The organism is Mesorhizobium sp. WSM4833, from assembly GCF_055811095.1.
Window position 1 is genome coordinate 520312 of the sequence record NZ_JBVVQG010000002.1, and the last position, 12745, is coordinate 533056.

The following is a 12745-nucleotide window of genomic DNA, read 5'->3' on the forward strand; positions in this document are numbered from 1 at the left end:
TTCGACTTTTTTGTGTGTCGCAAATATCTTTATTTCTCAGAACCGGAGCGCAGCGTACTTTCGGGTACGCGAGCACGGGAAGCGCAGGAAATCAACGTTTGCAGGCCGGCATCGCCTGAATGTCGGTTATCCTAGCTGACGCCGTCCTTGCCGACGACCTTGTCTTTGGTCAGTCCGCCGACGCGCGGGTGCGGTCTGCCGGAATCGGTGACGGCGATAGCGACGACGATCTCGTCGGCACGCGGTGCGTCGGGAATACGAACTTCCATACCGTCGAAATGGCTGCGCACCCGCGCCGCATCCTTGTGACCGAGCGGAATATCGAGCGGCACGCCGAGGCCGCCGCGCTTCTTCGATGAAGGAATGAGCGCGGCGCCCTTGCCCAGCACGTCGCGGAACGGGGCGCCGAGCTTTGGATGAAGGATGGCGGCGGCATGTTCGAGCTCGCCATCGGCGCCGACGGCGGCCGCCTTGCCGAAGCTCTCGACCCGGTCGCCGGCAATGCCCAGAGCAGCGACGGCGCGCCTGGGCAAGATTTCGCCCAACGCTTCGCCGATGGCGCTGAGTGCCGACAGATCCTCGACGTAGGTACCCGCATAGGGGGTGCGGATGACCGCAATGGCTGCGGCACGCCGCGTCGGCGGATCGACAGGCCGCCCGCCTTCGATCCGGGTTTCCTCGACGATGGTGATGATACGGCGGATTTCCGGGCTCATCGCAATCCGTCCTCGCCCTTGATGTCGGCGGCGGCAAGGCCGCCGACCCGTGCATGGACGCGTCCGCCGGTGGTCATCGCCAGGATGACCGCCATTTCGTCGCTGCGCGGCGCATCGGCAATGCCGATCTCGATCGCATCGAAATGGCTGCGCACATAGGAGGCGTTTATGTGCGTGATCGGGATGTCGATGCGCGTTCCGGGGCCGCCGACTTTCTTGGTCGAAGGCACGATCGCCTTGGCATTGCCGAGCAGTTCGCGCATCGCGTAGCCGCCCGGATTGTGCCAGAGCGCGCCATGTTCAAGCTCGCCGGCGGCGCCGACTATGGCACCCTTGCCATAACCTTCGATGGCCTGGCCGCCCTCACCAATGGCGTCGATCAGGCGCCGAGCCATATCGAGACCGAGCGGCTTCAGGTCTTCCATGAAGCCGGTGATCTCTTCGACATAGCGTCCGGCAAAAGGGTTGGCGATGACCGCGACGATCGCGCCTCGCTTGAGCGGGCGTGCCGCGTGGGGTCCGCCCTCATGGAATATCTCTTCGATCTGAACCAGAAATTTCCTGACCACCACAGCCGGCATTGTTCTCTTCCTTCATCCCGTCGTTCATAAAACTCGTTAGAGTATCAACAATTATGCCTATCGACATTTGTCAAGCACAGACGTCGGGCAAGCGGGCGAAGGGCCAAGAAAACTGCATCGGATGACGATTGACAGCCTGTTAAGCCGCTCCTAAACTCATATGACCATCAACGAACTCGCCGTTGTCCCGGCGATGTGTGGGGGATGGTCAAAGCGTGGCTTCAAAAGCTGAAAAAAGCTGAAGGGGAATGACATGAAAAGGGCGCTCAAGAGTTTATTCCTGGCCGGCACGATGCTTGCCATTTCGTTCGGACCGGCCGCCGCACAGGCCAAGGTTTCCGTGGCCGCCATCTCGGGATACTTTGCACAGGGTTTTGGCGTTTCGATCGTCAACGGCCTCAACAAGGCCAAGACCGATTTCGGCATCGATCTCAAGCTGGTCGACACCGGCAATCGCGCGCTCGACTACCAGCAGCAGTTCGAGAATCTTGCCAAGGGCAAACAGTACGACCTGATCTTCGTGATGGGCTGGGAGCTGGTGGACTCGCTGCAAAAGGTCAGCGCCGAATATCCTGACCAACGCTTCGTGTTCATCGATGGCGTCCTCGACAACCCCAAGATGATCTACGCCAATTTCGCCGAGGAGCAGGGATCCTTCGTCGCCGGCGCGCTTGCCGGCATGATCGAAGCCAAGGGCACCGCCTTCGACAAGATCGGCGACGGCAAGGCCATCGGCTTTGTCGGCGGCCGCGATATCCCGGTGATCCGCAACTTCCTGGGCGGCTACGAGCAAGGCGCCAAATATGCCGCGCCCGACGTCAAGGTGAACTCCGTCTTCGCCGGAACCTTCGACGACCCGGCCAAGGGAAGCGAACTTGCCCAGGCGCTTTACGGCCAAGGCTCCGACATTGTCTACAACGTCGCCGGCCCGACGGGTGAAGGCGTGATGCAGGCAAGTGCCGCGGTCGACAAATATTCGATCGGCGTCGACATCGACATGTGCGGCTCGGCCCCCGGAAATGTGCTCGCCAGCATGCTGAAGCGCGGCGACATCGCCGTCTATACGCTGATCAAGGACGAGGTCGAGGGCCGCAAGATCACCGCCGGCACCCGCACTTTCGACCTCGCCTCGGGCGGTGTCGAGGTCAAGGTCTGCGATGACATCGCCGCCAAGATCCCGGCAGAGATGACCGCCAAGCTCGACGAGATCAAAAAGAGCATCGTCGACGGCAAGATCGTGATCGCCAAGGCGAAATAAGCCAACATCAGCGCCTCCCTCCCAAGAAAGCGCTAGACTGATCCGCCGCGGCTTGCCGCGGCGGATCAGTGTCCAATCTGCGAGAGCCATGTTGTCGAACACGCCGGGGTCGCCGACCCTCCACAGCAATGCCGCGATGGCCGTCAAGTTGACCGGCATCACCAAGCGTTTTGGCGCATTCGTCGCCAATGACGGCATCGACCTTGCGGTCCGCCGCGGCGAGATCCACGCCATCATCGGCGAGAACGGTGCCGGCAAGACGACGCTGATGAACATCCTGTTCGGCCTCTTGCAGCCGGACGAAGGCTCGATCCGGCTGAACGGTGAAGAGATCGTGATCGCCGACCCGTCCATGGCGATAAAGGCCGGCCTCGGCATGGTTCACCAGCATTTCAAGCTGGTTCCCTCGCTCTCGGTTGCCGACAACGTCTTTCTCGGCATGGAAATCCGTCGCCATGGACTGATCGACCACGCTGCGCAGGTGGCGCGAACGCGCGACCTGTCGAAGCGCTTCGGCCTGCAGGTCGATCCGACCGAGCGCGTCGGGCTGCTCTCGGTCGGCATAGAACAGCGCATCGAAATCCTGAAGGTCCTGGTGCGCGGCGCGCGCACCATCATCCTCGACGAACCGACCGCCGTGCTGACGCCGCAGGAGAGCCGCGAACTGTTCCAGACGCTGCGCAGCTTCGTGGCCGAGGGCATGACGGTGATCTTCATTTCGCACCACCTGGAAGAAGTGATGGAAGTGTCCGACACGGTGACGGTGCTGCGCAACGGCAGGAAGGTGGCGACCAGGCCGACGGCCGAGCTCAGCAAGGACGAGTTGGTGCACATGATGGTCGGCCGCGAAGTGAGCTTCGACCGCCGGCCGCGCGCTTCGCTGCACGGCGACGTGGTGCTCGAAGTGAAGGATCTGTGGGCGCGCGACGATCGCCTGCTGCCAGCCCTTCGCGATGCCAGTTTCACGGTCCGCTCCGGCGAGGTGGTGGGGATCGCGGGTGTGGCCGGCAATGGACAGACGGAGCTGGCGGAAGTGCTTTCGGGCCTGCGGCCGGCAAGCCATGGCGGGGCCTGGCTGAAGGGCCAGAATCTCACCGATCTCTCGCCCGCCGCGATCCGCCAGGCAGGCCTCGCCCATGTTCCAGGCGACCGCATGGTACGCGGGGTCGATCGCAACGCTTCGATAGCGGCCAACACCCTGATGGGCCGCCAGCATCGCGCACCATGGAGTCGTGGCGGCATGCTCAACTGGAATGCCATAAATCAAAACGCCGAAACGCTGATCAAGAGCTTCGATATTCGCGCGCGCGGACCGGGCGATGCGGTCAAGCGGCTTTCGGGCGGAAACATCCAGAAGGTCGTTCTGGCACGCGAATTCACCAATGGCGCCGATTTCCTGCTGATCGACCAGCCGACGCGCGGCGTCGACATCGGCGCCCAGGAGGCCATTCATGACGAGATCATGCGACAGCGCGCCGCCGGCCGCGCGATCCTGCTGATTTCCGTGCAACTCGACGAACTGGCCGCCCTTGCCGACCGCATCCTGGTAATGTTCAACGGGCGGATCATGGGCGAGGTCTCTGGCGATGATGCCGACGAGGAGCGCATCGGCATGATGATGGCAGGCGTGGCCGCGCCGGAATTCGCCGCGGAGACCGCATCATGAAAGACCATTTGCGTGCCGTTTCCGGCCAGGTCATCGCCATCGGCGTGGCACTGCTGATGGGCGCGATCATCATCCTCATGGTCGGCGAAAGCCCGGTGCGTGTGTTCATGACACTGTTGCGCGGCGCCTTCGGCGATCAGGAGAAGATTGCCGGGACCTTGCTGCAGACGACGCCGATCCTGATCTGCGGTGTCGCTGCCTGCATCGGCTTGCGCGGCGGCATGTTCAACGTCGGCATCGAGGGCCAGCTGTTCCTCGGCGGCTTCGCCGCCGCCTGGGTCGGCTTTGCCATGCCCCTGCCCGCGGGCATCCACACGCTGGCAGCACTGGCGCTGGCGGTCGTGGCAGGCGCGGCCTGGGTCGCCATCCCCGCCTATTTCCGCGCCCGCTACAACACCAACGAGGTCGTCTCGACGATCCTGTCGAACTACGTGGCGGTGCTGCTCACATCCTATTTCACCATCTTCCTGTTCAAGCGGCCGGGCGGCTGGTCGGAGACGCCGCCGATCCTGGCGACATCCTATCTGCCGGAGATCTTCACTTTTTCGCGGTTGAACTGGGGCCTGGTCATTGGCCTGGTGCTGGCGGTCGGCGCGGCCCTTGTCTTCCGCTACACCAGATGGGGTTACGGCGTCACGATGGTCGGTTCGGCGCCGAAATTCGCCGAATATGGCGGCGTCAACGTGAAACGGCAGGGCTTCCTGGTCCTGCTGCTTTCGGGGGCCGTCGGCGGGCTGGCCGGCGGCGTCGAGACGCTCGGCGTCCACCACCGCTTCATGGAAGGATTTGCTCCCGGTTTCGGCTTCGACGGGCTGATCGCCGCCCTGCTCGCCAATGGCTCGCCGGTCGCCACCATCTTCACCGCACTGTTCTTCGGCGCCCTGCGCAACGGATCGCTGCTGCTCGAGGTCGATACCAGCGCGTCGCGCGAAATCATCACCGTGATCCAGGCGCTGATCATCCTCAGCGTGTCGGCCCAGGTGCTGGTGAGAAAGCGCGGCGACAGCCAGGCAGGGGAGCGGCGATGGAAATTCTAGACAAGCTCATCAACGTCGCGCTGATCGCGGCGACGCTTCGCACCACCGCGCCCATCCTTCTGGTCGCGCTTGGCGGCTCGTTCACCACCAAGGCCGGCATCTTCAACATCGGCCTCGAGGGGCAGATGCTGGTCGGCGCCTTCTTCGCCGTCCTCGGTTCGATCTGGACCGGTTCCGCACTGGCGGGCGTCGCCTGCGGCGTTGCGGCGGCGCTCGTCTTCGCCCTGGTTTTTGCTGTCCTGGTGGTGAGCTTCAAGGCCAATGAAGTTGTCGTCGGGCTGGCGCTCAACATCCTGGCCGGCGGCATGACGATCTCGCTGATGAAAGCGATCTTCGGCACGCGCGGTTCGATCGTCGGTCATGGCATCGTCGGCCTGCCGAAAGTCCAGCTGCCCGGCGCCCGCGACCTTCTCGGCTCCTGGGCGCCGCTGATCTCCGGCTTCACGCCGCTCGTCTATGCCGCCTTCATCGCCGTGCCGCTGCTGGTCGTCTGCTACAACAGGACGCGGCTCGGCCTCTATATCCGCGTCGTCGGCGAAAAGCCGGAAGCCGCCGAGGCGCTTGGCATCTCGATCACCCGCGTCCGCTACATCGCATCCCTGCTGTGCGGATTGCTGGCGGGCCTCGCCGGCGCGCATCTGTCCCTCGGCTACATCACCATGTTCACCGAAAACATGTCGTCGGGCCGTGGTTTCATGGCGGTGGCGATCCTGATCTTTTCCAACGGCGATCCGCTGAAGGTGCTGGCCGGCTGCCTGCTGTTCGGCTTCGCCGATGCCTTTTCGTTGCGCCTGCAGACGTTTGGCTATCCGTCCTACCTGGTTCTCACCGTCCCCTATGTCGTTGCGCTGATCGCATTGTTCGCGCTGTCCTACCGGGCGCGTCCAAGGATCATCGCGGAGACGCTGGAATCGATGCGGAAACTGCTGTCGGTAGACAGGAACACCGAACCCGGCGGCAAAAATCCCCAGTGAAGGAAGCCTTTATGGAACGCATAATCCTCGACGTGGATTCAGCCGGCGACGATATTCTCGCCGTGCTGTTTGCAGCGGTCAATCCCAAACTCCGGCTCGAGGGCGTGACCACCGTGACCGGTGCGGCCGGCCCGATCGAACAGGTCACCAACGTCGTCCTCAACACGCTGACGCTCGCCGGGCGCGACGATATCCCGGTTCACGCCGGCGCGTGGCGGCCGATCGTCGGCAACGCCAAGGCCGACATGGAGGCGCCGGTGCATTTCGAAAAACGGCTTGTCGCCCGCTTCGGCGATCGCCTGAAGAAGTTCAACCCGCCGGCGCCGACGCCGGTGCGGCAGGCCACGTCGGGACATGCGGTCGATTTCATCATCGAGACGGTCATGGCCAATCCGGGCGAGATCACGCTGGTGACGACCGGCCCGCTGACCAACGCGGCGATGGCGCTGTTGCAGGAGCCGCGATTGACCGGTGCACTCAAGCGGCTGATCGTGCTCGGCGGCAATTTCCAGACGCCGGGCAACATCACACCCCTGTCGGAATACAACATCTGGGCCGATCCGGAGGCTTCGCGCATCGTGCTCAACGCCGATGTCGAGAAGATCCTCGTCCCCCTCGACATCTGCGAGGACAACCGCGTCGCCGACTCGATGCTGACGCGCGACGACATCGCCGACATGCAGGCCGTCGCCAAGGACAATCCCGTCCTTGAGATGATCGCCGACAGCTTCCCGATCTACATCGACATCTGGCGCGAATTCTTCGACCTCGTCGGGTTCCCGATGGATGACGTGATCACCGTGGCGCTGGCTTTCGATCCCGGCCTGGCGACGATGACCGAGCCGCTGTTCGCCGACGTCGTGCTCGACGGCAGGCTGGCGCGCGGCCAGACCGTCGCCTATCGCGGCCGGCAACTGCTGCCCGGCGGCGGGCCCAAGACCACCCGCATCTGCACCGGCCTGGACGGCCGGCGTTTCCTCGACGGCTTCAAGAAAACCATAGCGCGCTACGAGCGGGCGGCGTGAAAGACGACATGATGACCAAGCCAACTCCTATCCTGTTCGACTGCGACCCCGGCCACGACGACGCCATCGCGCTGGTCATGGCGCATCGCTCGCCGGCCATCGAACTCATCGGCGTCACCACGACCTGCGGCAATGCGGAGGTCGAGAAGACGACCGCCAATGCCTTGCGCATCCTGGAGTATATCGGCGCCGGCGACGTGCCTGTCGCGCAGGGCTGTCACCGCCCGCTGGCGCGCCCGCTGGTGCTCGGCACCGCCGATGGCCCGAGCGGGCTCGAGGGCTCGCCCTACCTGCCGCAGGCGACGATCAAGCCGGTTGACCAGCATGCCGTCGATTTCCTGGCCGACAGGCTGCGCGCCGCGCCCGAACCGATCCTGGTCGTTGCCACCGGCCCGCTCAGCAATATCGGCCTGATGATCCTCAAGCATCGCGACGTGCTGCCCAAGATCAAGGAACTGATCTGGATGGGCGGCGTGTTCTACCGCAAGAGCGAGATCATCACGCCGACCGAATTCAACGCGTTCTGCGATCCCGAAGCGCTGAAGATCGTGCTGGACAGCGGCGTGCCGATCCTGATGGTCGGCCTCGACGTCACCATGCAGGTGCTGATCGAGGCGCCGCAATATGCCGAACTCGCCACCATCGACACGCCGCTCGGCCGGCTCGTCAACGACTGGCTGCTGTTCTACGAGAAGCTGCACCGCAACTCGATGGGCGTCGGCGGCGCCATGCACGATCCGCTGGCGCTGGCGCTGGCCATCGACCCGACCTTGGTGCGCACTCGCCCTGCCCATATCGGCGTCGACCTGTCCGGCACCTACGCCTTCGGCGCGACCATCGCCGACTACTGGGGCGAGCGCGGTGAAAAGGACAATGCCCGCATCGCCCATGAGGTCGACGCGGACCGCTTCTTCAAGCTGATGTTCGATCTCCTGCGGGACTGAACATCCAACGGACTGAGGGTTAGCGGAACAGATATTTCGAGACTTCCGGGTTGCCGCGACGCCACATCACATTGTCCAGGAAGTAATGGTGCACGTTGATGAATATCCACGCGATGAAGAGGAAAAGCGACGAGCCGAGCACCTGTTTGTCGTAGGGAACCAGGGCACTTAGCGCCATCGGCACGAGCCAGAAACCGAGAGCACCGAGAATTGTGCCGGCGACGATGAATATCAGCACCCGCAGCCTGTACATCGGCCCAAGAATGGACAGCACCCTGAATTCCGGATCCTTGACGGCATCCGCGCGGTCGCGCTCGACATTGGTCTGGTAACGCCAGACCACCGCCAGATACTGCAACGAATGGAGCGCCGGCACCACGAGCAGCCAAAGCGGATTTAGGGCCACGAACAGAATCCAGGCATAGAGCGACACGACGTAAGCGACGACGCCGTTATACGGCAGCGCGCCGCCATGTTTGCGCCAGCGATTGACGAACATCACGGCGGTGGCCGCCGAGGAGGCAGCGGCGACCGCGAGCGCGATGTTGAGGAGCCAGGGCGGGACAGCGAATGTGTAGTAGTCCAGGCCCCAGTACTGCCTTTCGGTGATCACCACGTTTGTCTGGAGCCAGGCGAACAGCCACACGGCATATCCGTTGAACAGCAGCGCTTTCTTGTCCTGGTCGCTGAAGAATTTGCGCTTCAGCACCGCGTCCACCATCAGCATGCCATAGCCTTGCTTGACGTAGTGCCAGCCGACGAAAAAGCCCATCGCGTTGGTGGCATATCCCAGCAGGCGGGCGTTGCCGGTTACGGAGCCATAGGCGAAGAAAGCGACCATGATCATTGGGACGGCAATGCCCGCGATGATGTAGCGGATCTGGAGACTTCTGTCGTATCCGTCACCGCGCACCTTGCGTGCGAAATTGCGATAGAAAATCTGGTAGGAATGGGCAAAGTGCGGCTGGTTGATGAGATGCGACAGCAAGAACGCCGCCAGCGCCACGACGCCCTCATATTTGAGCGGCACGAAATACAGGATCGGCAGGATCAGGAACGCGCTCCCGCCGAGCATGAAAAAATCGATGAACGGACCGAACAGATACTTCTGTGGAGGCGCCGCGACCGAGACCGGAGCATCCGCCGAAAGGTGAAGTGCCATGCTGCCTTCTCCCTGTGATTGTTTATCTAGCCATCGACCCGGCTTCTCGACAAGCTCTCCGTGACCGGACCCACGGCTCCGAACTTCGACGAAAGGCCTGGCGGGAGCCAGTTCGGCAGTGTCGTCGTTTTTGTGCAGGGCAGCGCGATAGGAATTTTTTCTTGACTCCCTGCACTCAGCTATGGTACATTTTTGTCCATGGTGCTGATTTGCGCCAGTGACCCGCCGCACAGGCGGGTTTTTCGTTTGTTCCGTCAGCCAACGCGCCGGCGAAGGCTTCGGGGAAATGTCGATCGCAGCGCGTTCAGCCGCGCGAACTGTCGAGGTCAGTTGAGCTGATTGAGGATCCCAGAACTGCTCGCCAGGATCAAGCTCTTGTAGATCAGGAACGCCAGCGTACAGATCGCGGCCAGCGAGATCGGCACGCCGAACGGCACCATGCCCTTGCGATCCAGATGCTGGACGATGAGCCGAAAAGCGCCCGCCGGCAGCAGGAAGGGGTTTTTCACGATCGCCGCGGTGGCCAAGGCGAAAACCAGAAGCAGCACCGAAAACACCGCGAGACCGCTGCCGCCGACCAGGAAGGGTACGACTGCTATCAGCTTGACATCGCCGGCGCCGATCTTGCGCAAGGCCCAGAACGGCAAGAACGCGACGAACAACAGAAGCCCTGCACCGGCGCTCAGTCCCATGTCCCACCACGACCCGGACTGGAGCGACAACAGCAGCAAGCCCCCCGCGCCCAGGCAAAGCAGCAGCAGCACGTCGCGATTGGAAATCTTCTGGGTGGTAAAATCGACCCAGGCAATCCTTGCCAGCAGAGGGATTGCGAGCACCTTCAGCAGCAGTGCTTCGACGAGCAGCATGCTAGCGCTCGATATTCTGCACGCTGGACGACAGCAGCTTCAGATTGTTGGCGACGGTCGGGTCGTTGGGCGCCAGTTCGTAAGCCTTGAGGAAGTTCGAGCGGGCATCCTGCAACTTGCCGCGCAGCAGGTAGGAATAGCCGACGTTGTTGTAATATTCGGGCGTCGCGCCGACCAGCTTGAAGGCCCTGGCATAGGCCTTGTCGGACAGGTCGAAGCGGTGGATCCGGTCGGTGCAGGCGGCCAGCCCCATCCAGGCGTTGCCATCATTGGGCGCCAATTGCGTCGCCTTGAAGAACAGCGCGCCGGCATTGCCGTAATTCTCGGCACGGAACTGGTTCTTGGCTTCGGCAACGGCCTGGTCCGAGGCGTAATACTCGACGTCGCTGACCGTCTTCAGCCCGTCGAAAGCATCGCCAAAAGACGTTACGTCGCCCTTCGACGGCTCGTTGGTGCGCACGACACCGTCGGTTGTGTCCGCCGTCTGGCAGCCGGCAAGCACCGCCATGAGCAGACAGGCCGCGGCCGCGATAACCCTCTTCATAGATGTGTCCCCTGGGGTCCCCGACTCACATTAGGCGCAAATGATATACCAAACTAGAAGAAAATGCCCTTCATGCGAATGATGACCGGCAGCATGATGACCATCATGACGACCGGAAAGATGCATAGCCCCAACGGAATCATCATCTTGACCGGCAGGGAGTTGGCGCGTTCCTCTGCACTCAGAATTCGTTGCCCGCGCATTTCGGCGCTATAAACACGCAAGGCATCGGTGAGGCTGGTGCCCAGTTCTTCCGATTGACGGAACAGCACGGCCAATGCCCGCGCCTCGTCAAGTCCGATGCGATCGGCGAGTTCACGTAGCGCTTCCCGCAACGGCTTGCCGGCACGCAACTGCAAATTCATGATCGACAGCTGTATTCCCAGCCATTTGTGGGTGGCGGCCATTTCATGGCTGACGCGTTCGACTGCCCCCTCCAGGCTCATGCCGGCATCGGCGCAGGTGATCATCATGTCCATGAAGTCGGGGAAGGCTCGGCGATAGATCTGTTTCTGGCCGTTCTCGAAACGGTCGAGCAGAATGGCGGGAAGCACCATGCAGGCGAGGCCGAACAGGGCAGAACCGGCAAGGGTGATGAAACCCGGCAGGTGCGGCGGCAGAGCCCGCGATAGGAGTGCATACATTGCAAGGAAACCGACGCAGACGGCGGCCAGGCGGCACAGCGTATAAATCAGCGGTGCGCTTGATTGATAAAAGCCGGCGCGAAACAGCTTCGCTTCCAAGGCGTTTGGCTCTTCCCGCTCCTTCTCGATCGACTTGAAGTAAGCATCGACCGGCCGTTGCGCTGCAAGCTTGGCAAGCTGGTCTTGTCCGAGCATGGATCGGCGGTCTGTAATTCCTTCGCCCATCAGGCTCTGTGCGACGAGCTTTCGTGTCTGCAGAGCCGGGAGGAAGACAAGCGCACCGAACAGGAAGAGGGACACCGCCGCCACAAAGACGGCAATGGACACCAAGAAACCCAGGTCCTGAATGTTGGAAAACAATTTCTTTCGTCGCTCCCAGTCAGAAATCGAAAGTGACCATCCGGTACATGATGAAGTCGCCAAGCAGCGCCCACAACCCGAAAATCAGGAATACCGGGTAGACGAGCGGGTTGCCCCAGACGCCGCCGTAATAGGCTGGGGCAAGGATTTGAAGTGCGAAGAACATCACAACAGGAAACAAGGAGATGATCCACGCGGAGACGCGCCCTTCGGCCGAAAGAGCCCTGATCTTCATTCGCAATTTCTGCCGTTCACGCATAACCGAGGAAAGATTGGCCAGAATTTCGGTCAAATTGCCGCCCGTCTTTGCCTGGATCGACAGCGACACCGACAGCAGCTGAAGACCCTCGAAGCCGACACGCTGCGAAAGCTTTCGCACAGCCTGCTCGATGCTGAGGCCAAAGGTTATCTCATCGGAGACGATGCCGAACTCGGTGCCGAGCGGATCTGGCATTTCGCGCGCGACCAGACCGATGGCGACCGAAGCAGGGTGTCCGGCGCGCAGCGACCGAACAATCATGTCGAGCGCATCCGGCAGCTGTTTGGCAAACTTCCGGATTCGCTTGTTACGGGCACGCCGAAGGACGAGAAGCGGCAGAACCAGCCCAACGACCAGAAAGACGATAAGCGATGCCAAGGTGGATACATTGAAAAGGAACGCCAGCAGCAACGCGATTGCCAGCCCTGCAAGCAGGAACGTTGCGGCGAAGGTCAACGGATTCCCGGTGATACCGGACTGGGTATAGAGCCTGTTCAACCAGACCATACCAAAGAGAAAATCGCCGGAGTCCGTCAGGCCGCGCTCTCGCAGCAATCCCTGCAACGTTTGTTCGGCTGGGACCTCGCCGGCGAGCCGCTTCAAGCGGCGATTGACTGCCATGGACCGGGAGCGGCGGCCGGCAAAGGAAAGATAAAAGGCTTCGCCAGCGAGAATGAGTGAAGCCGCCGCCAGCATGTAGATGAAATAG

At 62.1% G+C, this 12745-nt stretch carries 13 protein-coding genes; 6 read left to right on the forward strand and 7 right to left on the reverse strand.

The genetic code is table 11. The features are described 5' to 3' along the window. Positions 1 to 131: 131 nt before the first annotated feature. Positions 132 to 716: an amino acid synthesis family protein gene (locus AC0L2D_RS05690; RefSeq protein WP_473540560.1), complete on the reverse strand. Its 585-nt coding sequence runs from the start codon at positions 714 to 716 to the stop codon at positions 132 to 134. Further along, complete coding sequence (locus tag AC0L2D_RS05695) at positions 713 to 1297, reverse strand: amino acid synthesis family protein (RefSeq protein WP_013530297.1); 585 nt, start codon at positions 1295 to 1297, stop codon at positions 713 to 715. Before AC0L2D_RS05695 ends, AC0L2D_RS05690 begins: the two co-directional genes overlap by 4 nt. 253 nt (positions 1298 to 1550) lie before the next feature. Between AC0L2D_RS05695 and AC0L2D_RS05700 the strand changes: the two genes are divergently transcribed. The 6 genes from AC0L2D_RS05700 to AC0L2D_RS05725 all read left to right on the forward strand — a co-directional run bounded on the left by AC0L2D_RS05700 (position 1551) and on the right by AC0L2D_RS05725 (position 8201). Continuing rightward, positions 1551 to 2555 (forward strand): BMP family lipoprotein, encoded by a 1005-nt coding sequence (locus AC0L2D_RS05700; RefSeq protein WP_027162243.1) that lies wholly within the window; start codon positions 1551 to 1553, stop codon positions 2553 to 2555. Between the two features lie 88 nt (positions 2556 to 2643). Beyond that, positions 2644 to 4221, forward strand: a complete 1578-nt coding sequence (locus AC0L2D_RS05705; protein WP_473540561.1) for an ABC transporter ATP-binding protein — start codon at positions 2644 to 2646, stop codon at positions 4219 to 4221. Beyond that, positions 4218 to 5258, forward strand: coding sequence for an ABC transporter permease (locus tag AC0L2D_RS05710; protein ID WP_473540562.1), 1041 nt, complete (start codon positions 4218 to 4220; stop codon positions 5256 to 5258). Before AC0L2D_RS05705 ends, AC0L2D_RS05710 begins: the two co-directional genes overlap by 4 nt. Then, a complete protein-coding gene (locus tag AC0L2D_RS05715) occupies positions 5246 to 6232 on the forward strand; it encodes an ABC transporter permease (protein ID WP_013530293.1) in 987 nt (328 codons plus the stop codon). The genes AC0L2D_RS05710 and AC0L2D_RS05715 overlap by 13 nt, the downstream gene beginning before the upstream one ends. Before the next feature lie 11 nt (positions 6233 to 6243). Then, positions 6244 to 7257, forward strand: coding sequence for a nucleoside hydrolase (locus AC0L2D_RS05720; RefSeq protein WP_082826727.1), 1014 nt, complete (start codon positions 6244 to 6246; stop codon positions 7255 to 7257). Then, entirely contained in the window at positions 7254 to 8201 is a 948-nt protein-coding gene (locus AC0L2D_RS05725; protein ID WP_024502284.1) for a nucleoside hydrolase, read from the forward strand. The genes AC0L2D_RS05720 and AC0L2D_RS05725 overlap by 4 nt, the downstream gene beginning before the upstream one ends. A gap of 19 nt (positions 8202 to 8220) precedes the next feature. Here AC0L2D_RS05725 and AC0L2D_RS05730 read toward each other — a convergent pair whose 3' ends face one another. From AC0L2D_RS05730 to AC0L2D_RS05750, 5 genes are all read right to left on the reverse strand, one after another. Further along, entirely contained in the window at positions 8221 to 9363 is a 1143-nt protein-coding gene (locus AC0L2D_RS05730; protein WP_473540563.1) for a hypothetical protein, read from the reverse strand. 326 nt (positions 9364 to 9689) lie between these two features. Continuing rightward, the gene (locus tag AC0L2D_RS05735; protein WP_473540564.1) at positions 9690 to 10229 is read right to left on the reverse strand and encodes a prepilin peptidase; all 540 of its coding nucleotides are present in this window, start codon (positions 10227 to 10229) and stop codon (positions 9690 to 9692) included. A 1-nt stretch (position 10230) separates the two neighbouring features. Next, complete coding sequence (locus AC0L2D_RS05740) at positions 10231 to 10773, reverse strand: tetratricopeptide repeat protein (protein WP_275953946.1); 543 nt, start codon at positions 10771 to 10773, stop codon at positions 10231 to 10233. 53 nt (positions 10774 to 10826) lie between these two features. Next, entirely contained in the window at positions 10827 to 11777 is a 951-nt protein-coding gene (locus tag AC0L2D_RS05745) for a type II secretion system F family protein (protein ID WP_275953947.1), read from the reverse strand. A 19-nt stretch (positions 11778 to 11796) separates the two neighbouring features. Then, the gene (locus tag AC0L2D_RS05750; RefSeq protein ID WP_275953948.1) at positions 11797 to 12732 is read right to left on the reverse strand and encodes a type II secretion system F family protein; all 936 of its coding nucleotides are present in this window, start codon (positions 12730 to 12732) and stop codon (positions 11797 to 11799) included. Positions 12733 to 12745: the final 13 nt, after the last annotated feature.